Here is a 23,815-nt window from a genome sequence, read left to right on the forward strand (position 1 = left end):
TTGCAGGGGCTTTTTTCTTTACACTGTCTTGTCTTTTTAACTGATTTTTCTCATTTTTATTTGGTATTATCGAGCACTCAAAAATTAATGCTCAGTCAAAGGACCATACCGAGAGTGAAATTTGATTCTCACATTATCCGTAGCTACTTAAATAAAGCTTACAAAAAACTGCAAGGTTTTCTGTTTAGCGCTTTCCTCGTGTTCTTAGTAGGCAGCGCTGCGGTTATTGCGATCGATTATTGGGTTTCATGGCAAGCGGAAGATCGCATCATCTACGATATAGATGAAGTGCCCGAGCTTGAGGTTGCCGTTGTACTTGGCACGAGCAAATATTTGGGTCGAACACTCAACGATTATTATAAGCACCGAATCGAAGCTGCGATTGAGCTGTTCGATCGTGAAAAAGTGGACCAATTTCTACTGAGTGGCGATAACGCTCATCGCTCTTACAATGAGCCGTGGACGATGAAGCGCGACTTGTTGAAAGCTGGCGTCCCCGATGAACGCATCAATCTAGATTACGCGGGGTTCAGAACCTTAGACTCGATTGTTCGCGCCAAAAAGATATTCGACACCGATAACTTCCTGATCATCACTCAAAAATTCCACTGTGAAAGAGCACTGTTTATCGCCAATTCTTACGATATTCACGCGCAGTGTTTAGCCGTTTCAGGACCAACCCACCATTCCGGAACCACGATACGTTTACGTGAAGTGTTTGCGCGTACCAAAGCATTCCTTGATCTGTATATTATGGGGACAACACCGAAGTTTCTTGGCCCTAAAGAGCCTATTCAACCGAGTCCAAAACCGGAATCATTTCCGATTCCAAACCCTATTACTGACCCCACTGTAAACCCTGTTGTCGACCCTACAACAAGCCCGATTGCAGCCCCTGAAGAGACCGATGTGTAGAAAACTACACATTTTGAATTTGTTGCCTCACACTTCCCCATTGTTAAGCAAAAACACACCAACACTCCTTTATTAACTTGAGTAACATTCTTCCAACAAAGTCTGACCCTACATCAAGCTATATACCTCGAAAATAATAAGCACGACTCAATGAAGTCGTGCACCAATAAAACGAGGATAAACAAAAGGAGCGTCTTATGACGGCACTTGTTACTACACTGAAACACTGGTTGTTTACCCGCAACAGCATGATATTAATTGGTAATTTCACGCTATTTGCAGTTTTGCTCAATACCCTGCCATTCGAAGCGCAAGTGAATACAGGTTTAAGTATTCTCGTGTTCGTTGCCATTCTATGGTTAACAGAAGCTATTCACGTCAGCATCACCGCTTTGCTCGTTCCCCTATTGGCTGTCTTGTTTGGTGTATTCAACACGCCCGCAGCGCTGGCTAACTTTTCAAACCCGATCATCTTCTTGTTCATGGGTGGCTTCGCATTAGCAGCCGCACTGAACAAACAAGAGCTAGATAAAGCGATTGCTGACAAAGTACTGCTGATTGCAAAAGGCAGAATGTCGGTCGCTGTGTTCATGTTGTTCGGTGTGAGTGCCGGTCTATCAATGTGGATCTCAAACACAGCCACCACTGCAATGATGCTTCCTCTTGTTCTTGGCATCATGAACAAAGTCGACCAAAGTGAAGACCGCAACACCTACGTGTTCGTGCTATTGGGTATCGCTTACTGTGCATCAATCGGTGGTATCGCAACCTTGGTTGGTAGCCCACCAAACGCAATTGCAGCGGCAGAAGTTGGCTTGAGCTTCACAGAGTGGATGGCGCTTGGCTTACCTATCTCAATGATCTTACTGCCAATCGCGATGATTATTCTTTACGTGATGACTAAGCCAAAGCTTGACCATAAATTCGAGCTAGACCATGCCCCAGTTGAGTGGACAAACAGCAAGAAAATCACACTGTCTATCTTCCTTTTAACGGTAACGCTTTGGATATTCGGTAAACCAATCAACGCAATGATTGGCGGATTCTCTAAGTTTGATAGCTTGGTCGCGATTGGCGCAATTGTACTGCTTGGCGCTTCTAGAGCGGTGGAATGGAAAGATGTTGAGAAGACAACCGACTGGGGTGTTCTTATCCTGTTCGGTGGCGGTATCTGTTTAAGTAACATTCTGAAAGCAACAGGAACCAGCGTATTCCTAGCACATTCACTAAGCGGATTTTTAGAAACAGCTGGCGTACTTCTTACGATTCTAGCCGTGGTAGCGTTCGTGGTATTCCTAACGGAATTTGCGAGTAACACAGCAAGTGCCGCATTGCTTGTTCCTGTATTCGCGACCATTGCTGAAGCGCTGGGTATGTCGCCGGTTATCTTGTCTGCACTGATTGCGGTTGCCGCATCTTGTGCCTTCATGCTACCAGTAGCCACACCACCTAACGCAATCGTGTTTGGCTCAGGTCACATCAAGCAGAAAGAGATGATGCGAATCGGTATGGTGTTGAACCTAGTTTGTATATTAGTTCTGACACTGTTCGCTTGGATTTTCTGGTAAGCACTAGCGTCCAATAGACTTATGTTTATAGACAAGTACTTTTAGGGAATGCTCCCCTAAACTGATTGAGCTTCCCCCGACTCAACCAGTACAAAAATGCCCGCTCAGTTTGAAGCTATCACTTAGTATGAAGCAACCACTGAACGGGCATCCAAAAAAACAATAAAACGCTTTTCCCTTTTGGTGGCTCTTCGCCACCTTTTTTGTATCAGCTCGCCATCAACCTATCATTACCGCTCTAAGACCTGGTTCTCACGCCACACTTGGCACCAAACGCGTCCAACCCAACAGCAACATAGATGCACACAATACCCATACTACAGTCGCTAACGAGAGTGTCGACACCAAATTGTATCGATAACTGAACACATACACTGCGCCAAGATAAGCGGCGTACGGGACAAGCGAAAACAGACCAAACAGCGCTGTGGTACGTAACTCCACCATGGTTTGTTCCGTGCCGACAATGTAGTGAGCAATCAGAGCAAAGGTCGGAAACAACGGCACTAAACCAGAGATGTAGAAGCTCTTACTCTTCGACAATAGCGCAATCAACAAAACCGCCGCTGCACCCAGCAAGCATTTAAAGAACAGGGAAATCATTTTTGTACATTTTCCAAACAAACTAACAAAGACTCTAGAGGGTAAACTCATCTAGCAGCCATAAAAACGCCACACGTCACATATGCACGCGTGGCTTATAAACTAATCAAAACAATTTTCAGATTAGTGACTCAAGATCACCTGATTTCGACCTGAATGCTTCGCTTGATATAAAGCTTCATCAGCGCGAGCAATGGTCTCTGTCACTCGCTCTTGTTTCATCTCAGCAACACCAATACTGCATGTCAGTGGATCGCCATGCACCCAAAGGTGCTGGCTCACTAAGAGTCGGATTTTCTCAGCCTTTCTTTGTGCTTCGCCAAGATCAGTCTCCGGGCAAAAAACAATAAACTCTTCACCACCCCACCTCACCAACTTGTCGGTAGCGCTGATCGAACTGCCGACCACCATGCTGAACTCGCGTAAAATATGGTCACCCATTTGGTGTCCGTATTTGTCATTCACGCTCTTGAAGTAGTCAATATCGAGATACAACATACTTAGCTTTCCATGCCCCTGCTTAACCTGCTGAGACTGCATTTTTAGCCAATCACGAATCGCGTGTCGGTTTAGTATTCCGGTCAACTCATCACGGTGTGCCATTTCAGAGAATTCAAAGTTTTGCTCTCTCAGTGCTCGGTTTACGTTCTTAAGGTGATGGTGTCTTTTTTCGGCAATCAGCATACGCTTTCTTGAACTGTTTAATTCAGAAAGCAAGAACACCGTGCCGGTTCCGACCCAAACAAACAGTAAAATAAGGAACAAGCTCTCGCCTGTGATGTAAGAGCCTTCAAACTCGATGCTACGGATAACGATTCTATGATGGCCAAGCTTCGCACCAGATGCGGTCGCAAACTCGACCATATTCACATTCGAATACTCAGGCGCTGAGTGCTCTAGCGCAATGTCGTTATCAGCTAACCACCATGTCATTACTTGCAGGTTTTTGATCGGAATCTCAATCACACCACCATCAACGCCTGGAGAAAACTCCATCCCGTTGTACTTATGTGTGTACTCATCATCAGGAACCGAATAAGCAGGATTATAATTACGTAGATAAGTTCTTAAACGACCGCTAGAATCGGCCTCCGCATGGTAATCGATGTTCACTCTAAAAGTGTGATACTGGGAAAGGTCAAGACCTGTGGTTATATCTGGATCGATACGAATCGATAAGCCGCAGTAAGGCCAAGGATACTCCGAGGCCTTCAACTCACAATCGAGAACATATAACCCATTTGCATAGGATAATTGAGAGGTACTCGTCCCCCTGTCAACTTGATCGCTGGTCGCGATAAACTCATATTTATCTGGCGTAATTGCCGTTATCACGCGATTTCCGCTCACACGGTAATACTGCACAATGGCAAGTGTTGCGATAACTAGAAAGATAACAATCTTATGGATCCACTTCACGTCTAAGCTTCCGGCTTATATCCCTAGAGTTGGGATTTCACGATATAAAATAAGTTACGCGAATTAGTGATACTAATACCAATAATCCGTTAAAAAACGTTATATCACGCCTGAACAAAATGTCATACTATATTTTTCGCTTACATTTCATGCTAATTATTTACATCGAGAATCAAGTATTATTGCGTATAAAAATAGACTCCATTTGTTATACTCATCGCATAATCATCGTTAACCGAACAGGCTGCTTACAGAGCATTCGAGTCGACGAAATAATAATCAAAATACAACGAGTAATGTCATGTCTTTATTAGCGAAAGGAACACTCAAGAAGATGAGTGCTTCCCTTGATGGCGCGGTAACTTACCGTTTGCCTGTAGGCGAAGAGTTTGTAGAACTAAACCCTCTGATTGGTAAAACCATCAACCTAACTCACACTGGCAATATTTTTTGCTGCTCTTGTGGTAAGAAAACCAAGAAGAGCTACTCTCAAGGCCACTGCTTTGTGTGCATGAAAAAGCTAGCTAGCTGCGATATGTGCATCATGAAGCCAGAGACTTGCCACTACGATGAAGGCACATGTCGTGAGCCTCAATGGGGTGAAGAGAACTGCATGGTTGATCACTTCGTTTACCTATCAAATACATCAAGCCTAAAAGTAGGTATCACTCGTCATACACAGATCCCTACCCGTTGGATTGATCAAGGCGCGACTCAAGGCCTACCTATCTTGAAGGTAAAAACGCGTCAGATTTCTGGCCTTATCGAAGTTGAATTGGCAAAACACATCGCCGATAAAACCAACTGGCGCACGCTGCTAAAAGGCGACGGCGACGATATGGAATTGGTAGAGAAAGCAAAAGAGCTGCTACCACTGGTTGAGGATAAAATCCAAGAGATCAGAGCAAAATTTGGTGACGATGCGATCGAAGTTCTAAGTGAGAACATCACTTCACTGAGCTACCCCGTTGAACAACACCCAGTGAAGATTGTGTCGCACAACTTTGATAAGAACCCTGAGGTGACCGGTGTACTTCAAGGCATTAAAGGCCAATACCTTATCCTAGATACTGGTGTGATTAACATCCGTAAATTCGGTTCTTACGAAGTTGAGGTTTCTGCTTAATCAGCAGAGCACCATCACAAGTGAGATACAAAAATGCCCTGAGGCTTCTGCTTCAGGGCATTTTTCATTTCAGATGAGACGATCAGCTTTAATAAAGCAACGTACAAATACTAGAGCGCGACCACATCTCCGTCGACACAGTTCTTGCCGTTGGCTTTCGCGCGATAAAGAGATTGATCGGTTAAATTCACGAGTGCATCAATAGTGACACCATCTTCACAGGCTAGGCTATCACTGATTCCGATACTAACACTCGAATTAAATCGAACCTGTTCATCAATTTTGAACTCAACGTGATGGAACTGTTGGCGAATCTCTTCTGACACCTCGTGTGCTGTTTCAAGAGACGCATTTGGGATAAAGATAATGAACTCTTCACCACCCCAACGCCCTGCGACTCCACCGACTTTCTCAGCATTGCGCTTAGTAATATTAGCCAAAGCACAAATGACCTCATCACCGACCATATGACCGTAAGTGTCATTAATCGACTTAAAATCATCGATATCCAACAACATACACACAAGGTAATTTTCAGAGATAATATGTTCTCTTATCCATTCATAAATGGCCCTACGATTGAGCAAATCCGTCATTTCATCGTAATTAGCTTGGTGAACCAACTGCTTTTCCAACATCACCTTTTGCGTCACATCTTCGAGCACAACCTGAACCGCAGGCTGACCTTTCCACGTAATCGCATTGTCGTAAATATTGAAAAATCGATGCACACCGTCAAACCCAATGTTTTCGACCACAGTGCTCGTTCCAGACAACTCACCAGACATAAGCGCATGATAGTGCTTATTGATGCCATCGGTGTTCTGCTTGGGTACCAACTCAAGGATCGAATCCAGCGCTAATACTTGCTCTATGGACGATCCACCTTGTAATTTGACCCACGATTGATTGACCATCAAAGGTTTAAAATCTCGGTGAACCAAGATTCCCTGCCCTGATTGCATGATCATGTCGTGATACATCTTATCTTGCTCACGCACCGCATTTTGCAGCTGAATCGCAGGGGAAAGATCGATAACCGTGACTTGCAATGCAGGTCTTCCCTGCCACTCCGTCACATGGTCGATAGAAAACACGGTGAACTCTCTGCCATTACGATCAACATTGGTATAGGTATGAACCTGAGGGTCTCGTTGACCACTGACCGTTTCAAGGTAATTTTGATAGGCTAGAACATGGTAATCTTCTGAGATTAAATCTAGAAAGCTATCGATATTAGAAAGTAGTTCTTCGGGTGATTGGTATCCATATATGCGAGCATAGTTAGCGTCAACACTAACTACATTCATATCTTGAATAGTTATTACACCGTACGTGGATTCGAAATTTATTGAAGACATTGCCAACTCCGCACTCTAGCTATACTTCATAAACTGGAGCATAACAACACATCCTGCCAACGCTTCCACAGAATCTTTCATGCGTTAGGGACATTAATATGGTATCTAGTATATCGTACTGTTGCGGGCTTCTCTACAATTCAATCGCTAACACCAGTTATCAAAAGTAGACAAGCATCTCAATCCTATTACTCGCGTCAAAAAACAAAAAAAGATAACGTATATCTATGTAAGCATTACCTTTTCTGCTTTTGGTTTTAAAGTGGTTAGCTGAAACCTTATCAGTTATTCATTCCAATCAGAAAAATAAGCAACCAAGAAATCGATCGCTAACCGTGCTCTCTGAGGTAAAAAACGGCGGTTTTGATATACGACCCAACTGCTGGTTCCTGCTCCCCAATATTCTTCAAGTACCGGGACAAGCTTTCCATTAGTCAGACCGCCATTGAAACTGCTTTTGGGAAGGTAGACAACACCAAGCCCCTCTTCACATGCTTTCAGTACTGCACTCGAATTGTTACTGCGCCATCGCCCGTGCACTCGCACTGCATTTAGCGATTTGCCCTCTTTCTCAAATAGCCACTGATCACTGTTTGCGATAATGCAGCTGTGCATTTTTAACTGTTCAGGATGAGTGGGCGTACCAAATTGCTCGATATAGTCTTTGCTGGCTGCGGCCGCCATTGGGCGATCGACGAGCTTTCTTGCCACCAAACCTGAATCGTCCAATCGGCCGTAACGAATGGCGAAGTCGATACCATCTTCGATGAAGTTAACCATCTTAGTATTGAAGTTCATTTCGATGGTGAGCTCAGGATGATCTTTGGCAAACTCCATCAACGCCGCCGCGACATGATTCTCGGCAAACGCACCTGCGGCACTCACACGCAAAGTACCGCTAAGCTGAGTTTGTTGAGAAGTCACTTGTTCATTCGCTTGCTGAAGCCCTATTACTAAGTCTTTGCACTGTTGATAATAGGTGTGACCCGATTCAGTTAGGCTTACCATTCGTGTAGAGCGTGCAAGCAACGCCACACCCACTCTCTCTTCTAACCTTGAAACTTGGCGACTGACATGGCTGGTACTGCAACCCAGTTGTTTTGCTGCTGCAGAAAAGCCGTGACACTCGGCTACCGCAACAAACTCATTAATCCCTTCAAAGCTGTCCATACTTCACCTGTTTACGTCTAACGAATTCACATTCTACTGTTGCTATATAGCAATAATGTTTTGTCTATTCGGCATATTATCACTCAAATGGTTTACTACTAGTATTACAGGTAACGAAACAGCGGCATCTCTATTAAAAAACTGATGTCTGTCTTAAAAACGCGGATGTCTAAACAACGACGCTGAAACTAAACAAACGTGCTCAAAGGGAAGAATCATGAAAAAAATACTAATACCTGTAACTAACCACGCAACACTAGGCGATACAGACCAAGCGAACGGGACTTACGCGCCTGAACTGACTCATGCTCTGAAAGAGATCTTGGCTGCGGGTTTTGAGTACGACATCGCTTCTATCAAGGGTGGTAAAGGTCCGCTGTATGGGACAGATATTGAAGGGGATTCAGTAAACGCGGAGATCTTGGCTGATGATGATTTCCAGAACCGTATCAACAATACGATTCCTGTAAGCCAAATTAATGCAGAAAGCTACGATGCTATCTTCTACCCAGGTGGATTCGGCTTGCTTTCAGACCTAGCAACTAACGAGCAATTCGCTGCTATTGCGGCTAAGCACTATGAAGATGGTGGTGTGATTGCATCAGTATGTCACGGCCCTGCGGCGCTGCTTCCGATTGTTTTAAGCAACGGCGAGAAGCTACTAAGATCTAAATCGGTGACTGGCTTTACACGTGAAGAAGAGATCGACTTTGGCACCATCAACGACATTCCGTTTCTACTGGAAGAGTCTCTTGCTCGCAGCGCTGCGCGTTTCAACAAGGTTCAACCTTGGCAAGAGCTTGTGATTGTTGATGAGCGAGTGATTACCGGTCAGAACCCAACCAGTGCTCACGCAGTAGGTGCCGCTCTGGTTAAGCAGCTGTCTTAGTAGACTTTACTAAAAAGATATAAGTTCATGAAACAAAAAGAGCATACTTCCACCTCAATATTCATGAGAGAAGTATGCTCTTTCTAATTCTGTAATAGCCAAAATTGTTAGTTACTACTGCGCAAAACTCCTTCAAGCACATTAAACAGCAAGTCGATCTCTTCAATCGAGTTGTAATGCATACAACCAATACGCACCACGCCCTGCTCTTCAATACCCAACTGTTTCACCAAACCTAATGCATAGAAATGTCCATTCCACACACAGATATTATGCTCACCCAGCTTCTTAGCGATGAACTCTGGAGAATGGTTTTCAAAGGTAACCGCAAAGGTTGGCGTTCTTAGGTTCGAATCAAACTCTGTTTTCCCGTAAAGCTTTGCCCCTTCAAGATCGGCCAAGCGTTTAAGGAAGTACTCACTCAGTTGGCTTTCATGCTTATTGTACAGCGCGTAGCTTTGCTCTAAACGAGAACGCAATGAATCGGTTGGTTCACCGAACTGCGCTAAGTAATCGACCGCTGCAATCACACCGGCAAGGCCTTCAAAACTTTGCGTACCTGTTTCAAAACGACCTGGGCCGATATTGGTTGCAGGCTCTACCTTGTAAGGTTTTAACGTGTGTAGCCATTGAGGTGCAACATAAGCAATGCCCACATGCGGGCCGAAGAACTTATAAGCTGAGCACGCTAAGAAATCACAATTCAGTTGCTGAACATCGATCAAGTGATGTGGTGCGTAATGCACGGCATCGACATAAACCTGCGCGCCATGCTGATGTGCAAGCTCAATAACTTTTGCCATGTCGACAATAGAGCCTGTCGTGTTCGAAGCAAACGTCACCGCGACAAGTTTGGTTTTCTCGTTCAGCAGCGACTCAAAATGCGCCATATCCAAACTGCAATCTGACTCGTCGACACGAACCTGGCGAACAATCGCGCCTTTGTCGTCTGCCGCTTGCTGCCAGCTCGACACATTCGAGTAATGATCTAACGCAGTGACGATAACTTCATCGCCTTCTTTCCAATCGCGGCTGATCGCTCGGCTCAATTGGAAGGTCAGCGATGTCATGTTCGCGCCGAACACAACGTTGCCAGAAGACTCCGCATTAAGCAGTACTTGCGCCGCTTCTCGCGCTTGCTGCATTAAGCTTGTGGTCTTTTGGCTAGAAAAATAGTGTCCGCCTAGGTTTGAATTAAAGTGCCCGAGATATTCCGTCATGGATGCTAAAACATTTTCAGGAACCTGAGAGCCACCCGGCCCATCAAAAAAGGTCACCGGCTTACCGTTATGGTATTGGCCTAGCGCGCTAAACTGCTGGCGCACATCATTAAGAGTGAAGGACATTGCGCGCATCCTTAGCCGTTAATACAAACACATCCATGTAGCCCATCTCGCCGTGGTCTATGGTACGAATCGGTTGCGCATTGTGCCAAAGCTTACTGTCAGCAAGCATTGCAACTTCTCCATCTTCGAGCACTTTTCTAAAGAATGGGGCTTCGTGGCTATCTTGATAAAGCATCACTTCACCACCAACGATGTTATGGCGAGTAACACCAATAATCGCGATGTGGTCAAAACCGTCTTGATGAACACCTTCTGGCGCAACTTGTGTCTCTTCAAAAATGGCAGCGATACGGATTTGATGGATTTCGATTTCTTGTCCGTCTTCAAGCCCGTTGGTTTCAATAAACAGTTCACACATCTCTTGCATGCCTTCACTGCTTAGAATCTTCGCTTCAATCGGCTCGAATTGGCGAACAACGTCACCTTGAAAGTGATTAATGTCTTCAGACTGAACAAAGTTATGTTTGTCTAGCTCAACGACTTGTCCATTACTGAATTCAACCACTGAGTACCTTCTCAATCGAAACTGACCATCCGCATGCTCTGTGCTTGGTAGCTTAGAGAATGATGGTGACAACTCCTTAACTGCGTGGTTACTGAGGTGGGTAATATGTAGGGTGTTTTCGTGAGCATGTAACATCATCGACTCCTTAATGATTGTTAATTAACTTTCGATATTTAACGTTTTATTTACATAAAGGATACTTGAAGATCTTGCCAAATCAACATTAAACAATCATTTATCCCGTCAGATTTAATAATTCAGACACTAAATCCAACCGAGAAATAAAAAGCAGTGTATAACACCAGAATAAAAGATGACCAACTCTTAAAACTAGCACACTCCACTAGCTAGTTATAAATACCTATAAATTTAACGATATTATTGACTATCAAACCAAGTTTCATATTGTGTAAGCCCTTTCCCTTTGATACGCCAACCTCCTTGCCTGAGTTCAGGTATCACACTTGCCATCATTCATTTCTATGCTTTTGCACAACGAAATACGACCTACCTATCAGTTGGCAAGCTATTGATTATTTACACAACAAACTGAAATTGGTTAATTTATCAGTACGCCAGAAACCAAACGCCTTTGCTTGCGCGTCTGGAACAGGTCGAGTTCGGGGGGAACTCGGCCGCCCTCAAATTAATTTGCTTCCTTTAAAGGCTAAGACTTCACTGATCTTTTCAGTCACGAAAACACTCAGCTTTAAACGATGTGCACCTAATTCGAATTGATGATGCGGTTTATGTGGATTGATTAAAGTGGAATATTGCGAGAGGGATTTACTTAGTATTTTTGACAGCCCAGAGCATCAGTAGGTGTTCACAAATATTAGGCGCTCTTCGCTAACACGTTTATGCTTTTTTTGGATAGACCTTTTACTCATTCACATCCTGTTTATGGGCTTTTTCCTATCAAAGGCTATCCACTCTTCTAATTCTGTCCGCTGTGAATCCTCATTATGTATCACGACAGTAAATTCGATTTACTTTCAACTATGCAACTAAACCAAAGTAACTGATTGCACATATAACATTGAGAAGTATAATGGAATTTATGTTACCTATTGATATATATAGACATGAAAAAGATTTTGATTACTGGACTTCGTTCTCTGCATGATACTGGGGTTGTCGACATTAAACCTATAAATGTACTTGTTGGTACAAATAGTTCCGGAAAAAGTACTTTCCTGAGAACATTTCCTTTGTTAAGGCAAAGCGTTGAAAAAAGAACTCGTGGACCAATTCTATGGAATGGTACATATGTCGACTTTGGTTCATATAGTAACGCGATCCATCAAAATGATGAGATTAACGGTGAAGGTAAGTCTATAGCACTTCATTTTAGTTTTGATTACAGATCTCGTGTCAATTGGAAGGACTTCAAATCAAAATCTCTCGCTATAAGTATAAATATTTTACCGACTAAAGATAAACTGTCATGTTATACAAATGTCTTTGCGGTAGGTTTCGACGATCATACATTTACATTCACTTTGGATAAAGATGGGAATCTATTAAAGGTTGATTCTCCAAGAGTTAATTGGGAATTAAACAAAGACGATATTAGAATGACATTGTCAGATCCAAATATTATTTTCCCAGTTATATTAAATAGAGATTTTAGCTATAACTTTAATGCTGATAGAAAGAAATCAAATCCTGGTAACAATCAAAATAGTTTCACTCTAACGACACTTAGGAGGACTATATTTGATTTAATTAAGGAATATACGGGCAGTCGTAGTGATAACAAAACAAATAGAATGACAAGGCAGTTCATTGGTATCCTCCGTACAGATAAAGAGAAACTAAGCCTCTTCTCTGAAATTAGCTCGACTTTAAAATGGTCTAAATTAACTTCTTCTTGGAATGAAAAAAGTTCAGATTTTTTATATTTATCTTCCTTGATCGACTTACATTACTTCTTAAGTAACAGCTATGAAATAAATAGTCAACTTACTCAGTCAATGCGCAACGTTAGATATATAGCTCCGTTACGAGCTTCGACTGAAAGATATTATAGATACCAAGACCTTAGTATAGATGAGTTAGATCATAGAGGTGATAATATCGCTATGTTTCTAACTAACATACCTAAGAGTTGGAAAAATAAACTAGATGAATGGACAGATACACACTATGGATTCACTATCCTTGATAAAAGAAGTACTGGTCATGTCAATATACAGATAAAATATGATGATGATAATATCTCTGACAATGTTACTGATATGGGTTTTGGATTCTCACAGATTTTACCCATAATCATTCAGCTATGGTCTGTTGCATCAGGTTATGAGAAAACATTAAAAAACAATCACGAATTACAGTCAAATAACCGTGCTCCTTATATCTTTGCAATCGAACAACCGGAGTTACACTTACATCCAAGGATGCAAGCAAACCTTGCTCCAATTTTCAACAATGCAATTGATCTAGGTAAAAAAAATAACATAGATATTAAATTAATTATTGAGACTCATAGCGAGGCATTAATATCTAAATTTGGCGACTTGGTTGCTTTGGAAGAATTAAATGAAGACGAAATACAAGTTATGCTGTTTGAACAGGACCGTAAGAAAAAGCTTACTCAAATAAAATATTCATCGTTTGATTCCGATGGTGCTTTAAAAGATTGGCCAACTGGTTTCTTTGCATATTAAGGAGGAATCACTAATGAAAATTGGCATTGACACCTCTGTGGGTTTTTCGATGATTGATGAAGGAGATTCGATGGATTCTCTTGCGTTTATTAACGATTTATGTTGTTTAAGGCGCCTTGGACATGCTTTGGTTTTGATAAAAAAGAAAACCGCACTTCTAATCTTAAAAAGTAAAAAGCTAAACATATTGAATGAGAGAATAGTAAGCCGATTGAATCAAGATTCAACTTTTATAAATCAAGTTGCGGAATATAATGATGCTCGTGTTGTTTATTTCCATTCTGACTACTCTGACTTTGAACAAATACCAAGTAATTATATTGATATTAAAGGTTATATCAACTCCAATCTGATAATATCCCATTCACATTTAGTTCTTGAGGACATAGTAGATGATTATGTGTACTCTGTTATAGGTAAATGGTCTATAAAAAATAAAGATGAATATTTACCATTTCATGTTTTTTACGAACCTAAACATGGTGGTGGTTCAAGAACGCCGGTTGTGTGCCAACATTTAATAAACGATAATAAAGCCACCTTCTCTATTTGTGATAGTGATAAGAAAACACCAGCTTGTAATATAGGAGAAACAGCTAGAGATACACTTGCTGTATTTGTCAACAATCAATTATCCGATAATTATTTTCAATTAGATGCGCATGAAGTAGAGAATCTTTTGCCTATTGACTTGTTAATAGACAAAGCACGGGAAGAGCAAACTCCGGCTTTGTTATTTTTACAGTCCACTGCACAAGAACATCCAAATGCTTATATTTACTATGACATGAAAAATGGGTTCAAATATAAAGATGTATACCAAAATGAAGGTAATATAAAAGACTATTGGCAAGATATTTATGAGGGTAGCGATGGAATTTTAGAATTCAAAAGACAATTGTCTTCAGGAGAAAAAAATGATCGTTCCGTTATATTTAACAAATTATCATCAATGTTAGTTCATGCTATAACAGATTTGCCTGACTTTTCATTCGAAAGTATCAAACCTACAGTAGTTGAAGAGCATTGGAATAATATTGGTCAACAGTTTTGTCATTGGTTTTTGTGCTCTAAACCACTGAATATCTAGCCTGATTAGAGGATTGACAAACCTCTAATTAAAAAGCTCCTTCCGGAGCTTTTTAATTTCATAATTTTAGCTAATACTATAGTAAATTCCAAGCCGCTCTCTACCTTTGGCCATTCGTATCAGCCTTTTACATTCGGGAGACATCGGCCTCCCCTAGTACCAACTCCTGATGGTTCTCACTATTTTGAAACACAGTTCTGTGACCTCTTCCTTGGTCATTTAGCACTCTAAATGTAATAGATTGTACTGACCCCATAAGATGTGCATAACTAGGCAAAGTACGTACTATATGAAGGCGTATTAATTGGCAATATTTGACTTATGAAAAGTAATTCATGAATTTCTAATTCAGCAAAGTTACTGGCTAATTTTTCTCTAGCTGTAAACTTAAGAACCGACGAATCTTATGCGCCCTAAAACATACAAGCTTCTTCAAGGTCGATTTCAAAATCAACGGGTGGCAGGTTTACTAACTGCTTGTTCGTTGCATTCAGTAGTTCGACTTTCACGGGCTTCCCTACTTCGTTTGTGTAGATAGTCGTTAGGTAAAGCTTGTCTAAACGGTGGAATGCATCGTGAAAACTCACTTCTTTGTAAACAAGCTGCCAGCAATGGTTTTCACTGCTCTTCCAGCCACGAAAACGTTTGTCTCGATTAAGTTCTAACGTATAACGATTAATTACACTTCAGCCCTTGTTTAACCTTTTATTGCCTCCATATTTTCCATACAATCCTAAGCGATTATAAATTAAAACAATTTCAATTTCGGAGTCCTCATGAGCGACGTAAAGCACTGTAATTTATTGATTCTTGGTTCTGGCCCTGCTGGCTATACAGCTGCAGTTTACGCTGCTCGTGCAAACCTAAACCCAGTACTTGTTACCGGTATGCAGCAAGGTGGTCAGCTTACAACCACAACAGAAGTAGAAAACTGGCCGGGTGATGCTGAAGGTTTAACGGGTCCAGCTTTAATGGATCGCATGAAAGAGCACGCAGAGCGCTTTGAAACAGAGATCCTGTTCGACCACATTAACGAAGTAGACCTTTCAAACCGCCCTTTCCGTCTTAAAGGCGATTCTGGCGAGTACACATGTGATGCGTTGATCATCTCAACGGGCGCATCAGCTAAGTACCTAGGTTTAGATTCTGAAGAAGCATTCAAAGGCCGCGGCGTTTCTGCTTGTGCAACGTGTGATGGTTTCTTCTACCGCAACCAGAAAGTAGCGGTTGTGGGTGGTGGTAACACCGCTGTTGAAGAAGCACTTTACCTGTCTAACATCGCATCTGAAGTTCACCTAATTCACCGTCGTGACACGTTCCGCGCTGAAAAGATTCTTGTGAAGCGTTTAATGGACAAAGTAGAGAACGGCAACATTGTTCTTCACACTGATCGCACGCTAGACGAAGTTCTAGGCGACGACATGGGCGTAACGGGCGTTCGTATTAAAGATACTCAGTCTGATAAGACAGAAGACATCGAAGTAATGGGCGCATTCATTGCTATCGGTCACCAACCAAACACTGAAATCTTCAAAGGCCAAGTGGATATGAAAGACGATTACATCATCGTTCAGTCTGGTCTTGAAGGTAACGCGACACAAACCAGCATCCCAGGCGTATTCGCTGCAGGTGATGTAATGGACCACAACTACCGCCAAGCAATCACTTCTGCTGGCACGGGTTGTATGGCTGCTCTGGATGCTGAACGCTTCCTAGATGGCCTTAACGATAAGTAAATCTGAGATTGCGGATTTGAATATCGGTGCTCTCGCCTTAGTAGATGCAGGGCGTCATCACATTTTGTTGTAAATCCCTAGAGCCCAGTGGTATATCCACTGGGCTTTCTTTTGTATACTAGCCGCCCTCAACAAATAATAATTATCATTAAGCCTTCATAATGGATAAGAAAAAACAACGCAGCTTGAACAAGTGGCTTAAGCAACAGAGTAAGTTAGCGAAACGCTGGCTTATGATTGCGATTAGCCTTGGCGTACTTTCAAGCGTGTTTTTAATTGCTCAAGCAGCTCTTCTCGCCTCTATTCTTCACCAACTGATCATCGAGAATGTCGATAAATCTGAACTGGTTGGTCATTTCGCAGGCTTGGCATTATCGGTCGTTGGCCGTGCTGGCTGTACATGGGGACGTGAGATCGCAGGTTATCGCTGTGGTGAACAAATCCGTGTCTACATCAGGCAACTCATCCTGGATAAATTACGTGAGTTAGGCCCTGCTTACATTAAAGGTAAGCCGGCCGGTACGTGGGCAACGCTGTTGTTAGAACAAGTAGAAGACATGCAAGATTTCTTCTCTCGTTACTTACCTCAGATGTCTCTGTCGGTAATGATTCCGTTCATTATTTTGGTCGTAGTATTCCCTGTAAACTGGGCAGCAGGACTGATCTTCTTGATTACTGCTCCACTGGTGCCGATGTTCATGGCACTTGTTGGTATGAAAGCAGCCGATGCAAACCGTAAAAACTTCAAAGCGCTTCAGCGTCTTTCAGGTCACTTTTACGACCGTTTGCAATCAATGACAACCATCCGTCTTTTCGATCGTACCAACGCTGAAACAGAAGTATTGAAAGGTGCATCTGAAGTGTTCAGAACGCGTACTATGGATGTATTGAAGATCGCTTTCTTGTCTTCTGCTGTGCTTGAATTCTTCACGTCTATCTCTATTGCGATGACGGCGGTTTACTTTGGTTTCACCTACATTGGTGAGCTTAACTTTGGTCACTACGGCGCAGGCATTACGCTATTCGCTGGTTTGTTTATCCTTATCTTGGCGCCAGAGTTTTACCAACCTCTGCGTGACTTAGGTACTTTCTACCATGCAAAACAACAAGCAGTTGGCGCAGCCGAAAGTATTGTCGAGTTCCTAGAAACAGACATCACTAAGGTTAAATCAGGCGACACTCAGCTCGATCCGGCTCAAGGCATCAATATTGAAGCTCAAGATCTCAAAGTGTTAAGCCCTGAAGGTGTTCAATTGGTTGGCCCTATCTCGTTTGCACTGAACACTCGCCAATCGACGGCGTTAGTTGGCCCAAGTGGTGCGGGTAAAACAAGTTTGATCAACGCCATCCTTGGTTTCATGCCTTATGAAGGAAGCTTGAAAATCAATGGCATTGAACTGCGTGATCTAGATTTAGCCTCTTGGCGTAAAACCATTAGCTGGGTTGGTCAAAACCCGTTGCTACTCCACGGCACGATTCGTGACAACGTCACGCTAGGTAAGCACAATATCACTGACCAAACGGTTCAAAACGCACTAGACCAATCTTTTGCTAGTGAGTTCGTTAATGACCACGGCTTGGATTATATGATTTCTGATCGTTCGGGTGGCTTATCTGTTGGTCAATCTCAACGTTTGGCACTGGCTCGCGCAATGATTCAAGACGGTCAATTCTGGTTGCTTGATGAACCGACAGCCAGCCTAGATACTCGCAGTGAGCAGCTAGTGATGAAAGGCATCAACAGCAATATCGAAAGCCGCACAGCTCTGCTTGTGACGCATCAACTTGCCCCGCTTCAATCGGTCGATAACATTCTGGTTATGCGCGATGGTGGTCTTGTTGAACAAGGTCATTACTCTCAGCTTTCGACTGCGGGTGGTTTATTCGAAGAGATGCTTAACGCGAACTTAGCTCAACAAGACAATAAGGGTAATTTAGATGCGTGATTTACTGCCTTACCTGAAACTCTATAAAAAGCATTGGTTTGGCCTGTCGCTAGGCATGCTATTGGCTTTCGCTACTCTGTCGGCTTCTATCGGCTTGTTAACGCTATCAGGCTGGTTCATTTCAGCTTCTGCGGTTGCTGGCCTTACGATTGCGCGTGAAACCTTCAACTACATGCTACCGGGCGGTGGTGTACGTGGTTTGGCAATGAGCCGAACAGCGGGTCGTTGGGGTGAACGTGTTGTTAGCCACAATGCGACATTCAAACTACTGACTGATCTGCGTATCTTCTTCTTCAAGAAGCTGGCTCCGCTGATCCCAGGTCGTATTTCAAACCTTCGTGATGCTGACCTTCTCAACCGTTTGGTTGCTGATGTCGATGCAATGGACCACGTTTACTTGCGCTTAGTAAGCCCAGTGACGGTTGGTGTGTTTGGTATCTTCTTCCTGACTCTGTTCTTGATGTGGTTTGATACTTCACTAGGCCTGATCTTAGGTTCTATCCTGCTTATCATGCTGTTGGTTTGGCCTGTCTTGTTCTACAAGCTGGGTAAACGTAACGGTGGTGAGCTTACTCAGAACAAAGCGGATCTTCGTGTAACTACGCTAGATTGGATTGAAGGCTACAGCGAGCTGACTCTGTTCGGTGCTGAAGAGCGTTACCGTAATGCGATTCTAGAAACGCAACGCAAGCTGATGGCGAATCAGTTTGTGAACGCTAACCTAACCGGTATGGCTTCAGCAGCGCTAATGCTGTTCAACGGTTTAACGCTTGTTCTTATGCTTTGGCTTGCAGCTGATGGTGTGGGTGGTAATGCGCCAGACCCGTTCATCGCGCTAATGGCGTTCGCAACCATGGCAAGTTTTGAACTGCTGATGCCAATCGCAGGTGCGTTCCAGCATTTAGGTCAAACTCTGTCTTCAGCACGTCGCTTGAACGAAGTGATTCTGTCAGAGCCTGAAGTTCAGTTTGCTGAAGAGAAGCTCGACATCAACAAACCGCTTGATATTACGTTCTCAAACGTGACGTTCAACTACCCTGATTCTGAGCGCAGTGTTCTGAACGCTGTCGACCTAACGATTCCTGCAACGAATAAGGTCGCAATTGTGGGTCAAACGGGTTCGGGTAAATCGACACTGATTCAGCTTCTGACTCGCTACTGGGACCCTAAAAAGGGTTACATCTCAATCGCAGGCATTGAACTGACTCAGTGGAATGAATCACAGCTTCGTGAATCAATCAGTGTAGTAAGCCAACGTGTCGACATTCTAAATGGAACTTTGCGTGACAACTTGTTGATTGCAAGACCAGAAGCGACCGATGATCACTTAGCGAATATCTTAAAAGACGTTGGCCTAGAAAAGGTGCTTGAGAATAATGCACTTGATAGCTGGTTAGGTGACGGTGGTCGTCAACTGTCCGGTGGTGAGAAGCGCCGTATTGGTATCGCACGTGCGATTCTTCATGATGCCCCTATCCTGCTTCTCGATGAGCCAACAGAAGGCTTAGATAAGCAAACTGAACAGAGCATAATGGCACTGTTTGAGAAGCATTTTGAAGGCAAGACGGTTATCTTCATTACGCACCGTTTGATTGGTCTGGAATCGATGGATTCGATCGTTCTGATTGAACAAGGCGAGATTGTTGAACACGGCTCCCATGAGAAGCTGTTAAACGAAGAAGGACGCTACTTCCAACTTCGCCAGGCAATCTAGCTCCTTCATAAGTTATAAAACAACCATTCAAAGCCCGAGTCCATGCTCGGGCTTTTTTATTGCCTGTGATTCGAGTATCGAGCAGCTGCCGAATGATAACCCTAGGGAATAACACCCCAACCATTTGTAAGTACAATCAATACACAACTTACAATAGCTTACCAAGAGCAAACGCCATTTCTTGTAACATGCAGGCTTTATAGCTTGCAGATAACGTGGTCTCCTATGGTACACAAACTCACTATTCCAACTCTTGTTTTTACAGCGATGCTTACCGCTTGTGGCGGAAGCAACGACGGTAATAACGCCAACGCATCAAAGAATGTCATCGACGCATCAAGCGCTAGCTCAGTGGTTAGCTTAGGAAGTAATTACTCACTGCAATTCAGCGTGAAGTCGATTGCTGCGGGTACAGACAAAAACGTGAACATTGATATTACTCAGTATGGTAATAATCTAAAATCTAGCGGCAGCTTCGCGCAAGTTCACGGTATTCCTGAGCGCAATTACAAAACCCAAAACGATGCTGATATTACCTTTTCAGTAACGGCAACAAACTCTGCAGGAAAAACGTTTAGCGTTGAAAACTTCGATATTTACTACGAAAACTTTAACTCAACAACGACACCTGAAATGCTTGCTATCGCAGAGGTCGAAAACAACATAAACAACGTCATTCGATGGAAAAAAGCGGATACCGTGACCATCAATAAGCAATTCATTATTGATAACAGCGGCATCAAATTTAATATCGACCAAATGAGACCTATGAACCTTTATGTTCGTGTCGGTAACACTTTAAGTAATGGCATTCAATTTGTTCCATCCTTCGCTCAAAGCGCCTCAGAGACATTCTCACGAGTGCCTACAGCTGACTGTTCTGTTATCTCAAATACAACGGGTGAGCTGCTTACAAATGGCATCAAGCAACAAACTTGCGTTGAAGCTCACGGTTATAAGATCCCACTATTAATTGAAGACAAATCTGCAAACAATTCGGAAGCAAAGGTCGCTCATGTTAAGAACATCATGCAGTACTACCTTGATAGCTTCCCTTCTGAAGTGACTAAGGCACTTTACGACAGTAAAGTTGCGATGGCATTCCTATCAGATCAAAACTGGGATAAGAGAGTTGGTGACTTCTTAGAAGACAATTACCGCTTCCAAGATCTTTTTGCTACCGAAACCACAGACACGACAACCGACGAGAACAAGCCTGACTTAGGGACTCAAAGAGACGCTGCGTTTGAAGAGATCATTCACTTTGTTCACGATTACGGTGTGATGAACCTAGCGGTACAATCATCTTCGTCGAAATGGGGTGTGATGCAGAAGGAGTTAGATAAACTGAATGAGAAAGCGATTCTTGCAAGCTCTTACTTTCCGAACGGAAAAGACTCGACGATTGTCGAAGCTGATTTAGACGCAGAGTCATACGATCAAGAGTACCTAGCCTATTCTCTTTATGCCTACTACGACCTGAACTATCAGGGTTACAGCGCGCAAGAGTTAAGTTCAGCAACCTTCACAGAGCTACAAGCGAACGATCCTGCGATGGTTAAATTTATGGAGCAGTACTTCCCGACTCGTGCGGCCCTTAAAGCTAAGTTTCCAGGTTACCCGAATAACTAGTTTGGGTCACAACTCTAATTAGCATGCACAAAAAAGCCGAATGTGATATTCACATTCGGCTTTCAAATTATCAGTTAGCGCTTACAGCTTGAAGCGGCTGATTTCGCTTTCTAGCTCGTGAGACAGCTCAGAAAGCTGCGCAGCTTGCTCTGCAGCTTGGTGTGCTTCGTCTGCTAGCTCGTTAGATACGTCACGGATTCCTTCAGTATTACGAGTAATCTCAGACGTTACTGACGCTTGCTCTTCTGCAGCAGAAGCAATCTGTGTTGCCATGTCGCTGATGCGTTCAACAGCAGCATGGATTTGCGTTAGGCTTGCAGCCGCTGAGTTCGCGTCATCAACACTGGTTTCAGCAAGAGTACGGCTATCGTTCATGATATTAACCGCTTTGCCTGTTGTACCTTGCAGCAACTCAATCGTTTGTTGAATTTCTTGCGTTGAACCGTGTGTACGTTGGCTTAGAACTCGAACTTCATCCGCAACTACTGCGAAACCACGACCTTGCTCACCGGCACGTGCAGCTTCAATAGCGGCATTAAGTGCAAGTAGGTTCGTTTGTTCTGCAATACCTTGAATGTTAGACAAGATAGCGTTGATGCTGTTGCCGTGCTCTTCAAGTTCTAGAATCACGTTGGTTGCGATTTGAACTTCTTGAGCAAGGTTTTGGATAGAACTTTGAGTCTGTGTTACTTGACCAGTACCGTGCTCACACGCGCCAACCGCTTCAGATGAGTTCTGTGCCGTGTGGTCTGCGTTACCTGCGATCTCTTGTGTTGCTGCAGCCATTTCGTTAACGGCTGTCGCTACCATGTTGATCTCGTCTTGTTGCATTTGGATACGAGCACTACGTTCTTCAGCTTGAGAAGCCGTTTGACGTGCTTGGTTGCCTAGCGCAGCAGATACTTCGCTTAGCTTGATCACCATGGTGTGCATATTGCCCACAAAACGGTTGAAGTTTGTAGCAAGTTGACCAATCTCGTCGTCGCTCTTAGGCTCAAGACGTTGAGTAAGGTCGCCCTCACCTGAAGCGATCTCTTCAAGTGCAGCAGAAACGCGGTTTAGGTCGCGGAATAGGAAGCTCACTAACCAAGAAACCAATACGATCACGATAAGCGTAATCACAACAGCTGTCATGATTAGCTGAGTAAGCAGTGTTGAGTGGTTCGCTTCTTCAGTCGCTCGGTCCATTTGAACCGCGAAGATCCAGTTAGTGTTAGGCACCTTAGTGAAGTAAAGCAGCTTCTCAGCGCCACGCTCTTTAATAATCTCGATGCTACCAGTACGCACTGCGTTCTCGATGATAGGCATAGAGATGTCGTTTGAAAGCTGACCTACCGGCTTCAGGCTCAATGCTGAATCTGGGTGTGCTAAGAAGGTGCCGTCAGAGGCATCAATTAACATTGCGTAAGCGTTGTCACCAACATCAAGGCTGATTACATCGTTAACCAATTGGTCGATAAGTACGTCTGCACCAACAACACCAACAAGTTGGCCGTTGTGGCGAACAGGTTCTGCGATCGTTACTAGAAGTGCTTTCGTGATTGCATCTTGGTAAGCCGTGGTAATGATTTGCTTACCTGCAGCGTTTGCTTCTTGGTACCAAGGACGTTGACGAGGATCGTAATCAGCACGATTACGTTCAGGGTGTGAACGGTACATTCCACCTTCTGGAGTACCTAAAAAGATATCGTCAAAGCCACCCGCTACACGAGCTTGCTTAAGGAAAGGAACAACATCACCCTCTCGTGAAAAGTCATTAAATGCTGATGCGATATCCGTGCGGATATCAATCCAGTTTTTAATACCTTCAGATGCTGCTTCAGATACGCTTTCAGCTCGTAGGTATACGCCATTACGAGTCTGTTCAAATAATTGGTTTGCTGATAACCAAGTCAACGCTGTAGCCATAACGACAACAGCAGATAGGCTAGCACCTATCAACTTCTGCTTTAGTGTTAGTTTCATGTCAAAGTTTCACGAGTGGTGGGAAATCCCGCGCATACTACCCAATATCAGTATTAAATTCGAGCGATTTCACAATTTAATATCGGAATATAATTTTAAGCAAACCATAAGCTTACCTAATGTCAATTCCTTGGCTTGTCGCCAAATTTAAGGCGCTA

General features: G+C 43.3%; 18 protein-coding genes and 1 pseudogene. 10 read left to right on the forward strand and 9 right to left on the reverse strand.

Annotated features, from left to right (window positions below; all coding sequences use genetic code 11):
* Positions 1-114: 114 nt before the first annotated feature.
* Together ATB74_RS09885 and ATB74_RS09890 are read left to right on the forward strand one after the other, a co-directional pair.
* Positions 115-915 carry a SanA/YdcF family protein gene (locus ATB74_RS09885; RefSeq protein ID WP_061018308.1) on the forward strand — a complete coding sequence of 267 codons (801 nt, stop codon included), beginning with the start codon at positions 115-117 and terminating at the stop codon, positions 913-915.
* Between the two features lie 197 nt (positions 916-1,112).
* Positions 1,113-2,483, forward strand: coding sequence for an SLC13 family permease (locus ATB74_RS09890; RefSeq protein WP_048607137.1), 1,371 nt, complete (start codon positions 1,113-1,115; stop codon positions 2,481-2,483).
* Between the two features lie 252 nt (positions 2,484-2,735).
* On the opposite strand, the gene ATB74_RS09895 is transcribed toward ATB74_RS09890, so the two are convergent.
* On the reverse strand, positions 2,736-3,086 hold the full coding sequence (locus tag ATB74_RS09895; RefSeq protein ID WP_048659546.1) for a GlpM family protein: 351 nt from the start codon (positions 3,084-3,086) through the stop codon (positions 2,736-2,738).
* A 123-nt stretch (positions 3,087-3,209) separates the two neighbouring features.
* Positions 3,210-4,505: a GGDEF domain-containing protein gene (locus tag ATB74_RS09900; RefSeq protein ID WP_061018309.1), complete on the reverse strand. Its 1,296-nt coding sequence runs from the start codon at positions 4,503-4,505 to the stop codon at positions 3,210-3,212.
* Between the two features lie 301 nt (positions 4,506-4,806).
* Here ATB74_RS09900 and ATB74_RS09905 point away from each other — a divergent pair, with 301 nt between their 5' ends.
* Positions 4,807-5,631, forward strand: a complete 825-nt coding sequence (locus ATB74_RS09905; protein WP_061018311.1) for a DUF2797 domain-containing protein — start codon at positions 4,807-4,809, stop codon at positions 5,629-5,631.
* A 110-nt stretch (positions 5,632-5,741) separates the two neighbouring features.
* Here the strand turns inward: ATB74_RS09905 and ATB74_RS09910 are convergent, their stop codons facing one another.
* Together ATB74_RS09910 and ATB74_RS09915 are read right to left on the reverse strand one after the other, a co-directional pair.
* Positions 5,742-6,992 (reverse strand): sensor domain-containing diguanylate cyclase, encoded by a 1,251-nt coding sequence (locus ATB74_RS09910; protein ID WP_061018313.1) that lies wholly within the window; start codon positions 6,990-6,992, stop codon positions 5,742-5,744.
* Positions 6,993-7,277: 285 nt separating this feature from the next.
* Positions 7,278-8,162, reverse strand: a complete 885-nt coding sequence (locus ATB74_RS09915; protein ID WP_061018314.1) for a LysR family transcriptional regulator — start codon at positions 8,160-8,162, stop codon at positions 7,278-7,280.
* A 217-nt stretch (positions 8,163-8,379) separates the two neighbouring features.
* On the opposite strand from ATB74_RS09915, the gene ATB74_RS09920 reads away from it, so the two are divergent.
* Positions 8,380-9,051: a type 1 glutamine amidotransferase domain-containing protein gene (locus ATB74_RS09920; RefSeq protein ID WP_061018317.1), complete on the forward strand. Its 672-nt coding sequence runs from the start codon at positions 8,380-8,382 to the stop codon at positions 9,049-9,051.
* A gap of 107 nt (positions 9,052-9,158) precedes the next feature.
* Here ATB74_RS09920 and ATB74_RS09925 read toward each other — a convergent pair whose 3' ends face one another.
* Positions 9,159-10,397: a cysteine desulfurase-like protein gene (locus ATB74_RS09925; RefSeq protein ID WP_061018319.1), complete on the reverse strand. Its 1,239-nt coding sequence runs from the start codon at positions 10,395-10,397 to the stop codon at positions 9,159-9,161.
* A complete protein-coding gene (locus ATB74_RS09930) occupies positions 10,381-11,037 on the reverse strand; it encodes a 2OG-Fe dioxygenase family protein (protein WP_061018321.1) in 657 nt (218 codons plus the stop codon). Before ATB74_RS09930 ends, ATB74_RS09925 begins: the two co-directional genes overlap by 17 nt.
* A 950-nt stretch (positions 11,038-11,987) precedes the next feature.
* Between ATB74_RS09930 and ATB74_RS09935 the strand changes: the two genes are divergently transcribed.
* Both ATB74_RS09935 and ATB74_RS09940 read left to right on the forward strand, forming a co-directional pair.
* Positions 11,988-13,574, forward strand: a complete 1,587-nt coding sequence (locus ATB74_RS09935; protein WP_061018322.1) for an AAA family ATPase — start codon at positions 11,988-11,990, stop codon at positions 13,572-13,574.
* 13 nt (positions 13,575-13,587) lie between these two features.
* Positions 13,588-14,664, forward strand: coding sequence for a hypothetical protein (locus ATB74_RS09940; RefSeq protein ID WP_061018324.1), 1,077 nt, complete (start codon positions 13,588-13,590; stop codon positions 14,662-14,664).
* A 156-nt stretch (positions 14,665-14,820) separates the two neighbouring features.
* Here the strand turns inward: ATB74_RS09940 and ATB74_RS24415 are convergent.
* A pseudogene (locus ATB74_RS24415) lies at positions 14,821-14,883 on the reverse strand (regulator); the annotation flags it as partial.
* 194 nt (positions 14,884-15,077) lie between these two features.
* Positions 15,078-15,251, reverse strand: coding sequence for a hypothetical protein (locus ATB74_RS09945; protein ID WP_244270921.1), 174 nt, complete (start codon positions 15,249-15,251; stop codon positions 15,078-15,080).
* 189 nt (positions 15,252-15,440) lie between these two features.
* On the opposite strand from ATB74_RS09945, the gene trxB reads away from it, so the two are divergent.
* The 4 genes from trxB (at position 15,441) to ATB74_RS09965 (ending at position 21,692) form a co-directional block, all read left to right on the forward strand.
* The gene (gene trxB, locus ATB74_RS09950; RefSeq protein WP_060982451.1) at positions 15,441-16,400 is read left to right on the forward strand and encodes a thioredoxin-disulfide reductase; all 960 of its coding nucleotides are present in this window, start codon (positions 15,441-15,443) and stop codon (positions 16,398-16,400) included.
* A 161-nt stretch (positions 16,401-16,561) separates the two neighbouring features.
* On the forward strand, positions 16,562-18,346 hold the full coding sequence (cydD, locus tag ATB74_RS09955; RefSeq protein ID WP_061018325.1) for a heme ABC transporter permease/ATP-binding protein CydD: 1,785 nt from the start codon (positions 16,562-16,564) through the stop codon (positions 18,344-18,346).
* Entirely contained in the window at positions 18,339-20,060 is a 1,722-nt protein-coding gene (cydC, locus tag ATB74_RS09960; RefSeq protein ID WP_061018328.1) for a heme ABC transporter ATP-binding protein/permease CydC, read from the forward strand. Before cydD ends, cydC begins: the two co-directional genes overlap by 8 nt.
* A gap of 225 nt (positions 20,061-20,285) precedes the next feature.
* On the forward strand, positions 20,286-21,692 hold the full coding sequence (locus ATB74_RS09965) for a hypothetical protein (RefSeq protein ID WP_061018330.1): 1,407 nt from the start codon (positions 20,286-20,288) through the stop codon (positions 21,690-21,692).
* A gap of 81 nt (positions 21,693-21,773) precedes the next feature.
* On the opposite strand, the gene ATB74_RS09970 is transcribed toward ATB74_RS09965, so the two are convergent.
* Entirely contained in the window at positions 21,774-23,657 is a 1,884-nt protein-coding gene (locus tag ATB74_RS09970) for a methyl-accepting chemotaxis protein (protein ID WP_061018332.1), read from the reverse strand.
* Positions 23,658-23,815: the final 158 nt, after the last annotated feature.

This window comes from Vibrio splendidus (assembly GCF_001557875.1).
Classification (GTDB): domain Bacteria; phylum Pseudomonadota; class Gammaproteobacteria; order Enterobacterales; family Vibrionaceae; genus Vibrio; species Vibrio splendidus_F.

Excerpts from the sequence above, each read along its gene's own strand:
- ATB74_RS09890 (WP_048607137.1), top strand. The coding sequence starts at position 1,113 with ATGACGGCACTTGTTACTACACTGAAACACTGGTTGTTTACCCGCAAC.
- ATB74_RS09895 (WP_048659546.1), bottom strand. The coding sequence starts at position 3,086 with ATGATTTCCCTGTTCTTTAAATGCTTGCTGGGTGCAGCGGCGGTTTTG.
- ATB74_RS09905 (WP_061018311.1), top strand. The coding sequence starts at position 4,807 with ATGTCTTTATTAGCGAAAGGAACACTCAAGAAGATGAGTGCTTCCCTT.
- ATB74_RS09910 (WP_061018313.1), bottom strand. The coding sequence starts at position 6,992 with ATGTCTTCAATAAATTTCGAATCCACGTACGGTGTAATAACTATTCAA.
- ATB74_RS09915 (WP_061018314.1), bottom strand. The coding sequence starts at position 8,162 with ATGGACAGCTTTGAAGGGATTAATGAGTTTGTTGCGGTAGCCGAGTGT.
- ATB74_RS09920 (WP_061018317.1), top strand. The coding sequence starts at position 8,380 with ATGAAAAAAATACTAATACCTGTAACTAACCACGCAACACTAGGCGAT.
- ATB74_RS09925 (WP_061018319.1), bottom strand. The coding sequence starts at position 10,397 with ATGTCCTTCACTCTTAATGATGTGCGCCAGCAGTTTAGCGCGCTAGGC.
- ATB74_RS09930 (WP_061018321.1), bottom strand. The coding sequence starts at position 11,037 with ATGTTACATGCTCACGAAAACACCCTACATATTACCCACCTCAGTAAC.
- ATB74_RS09935 (WP_061018322.1), top strand. The coding sequence starts at position 11,988 with ATGAAAAAGATTTTGATTACTGGACTTCGTTCTCTGCATGATACTGGG.
- ATB74_RS09940 (WP_061018324.1), top strand. The coding sequence starts at position 13,588 with ATGAAAATTGGCATTGACACCTCTGTGGGTTTTTCGATGATTGATGAA.
- trxB (WP_060982451.1), top strand. The coding sequence starts at position 15,441 with ATGAGCGACGTAAAGCACTGTAATTTATTGATTCTTGGTTCTGGCCCT.
- cydD (WP_061018325.1), top strand. The coding sequence starts at position 16,562 with ATGGATAAGAAAAAACAACGCAGCTTGAACAAGTGGCTTAAGCAACAG.
- cydC (WP_061018328.1), top strand. The coding sequence starts at position 18,339 with ATGCGTGATTTACTGCCTTACCTGAAACTCTATAAAAAGCATTGGTTT.
- ATB74_RS09965 (WP_061018330.1), top strand. The coding sequence starts at position 20,286 with ATGGTACACAAACTCACTATTCCAACTCTTGTTTTTACAGCGATGCTT.
- ATB74_RS09970 (WP_061018332.1), bottom strand. The coding sequence starts at position 23,657 with ATGAAACTAACACTAAAGCAGAAGTTGATAGGTGCTAGCCTATCTGCT.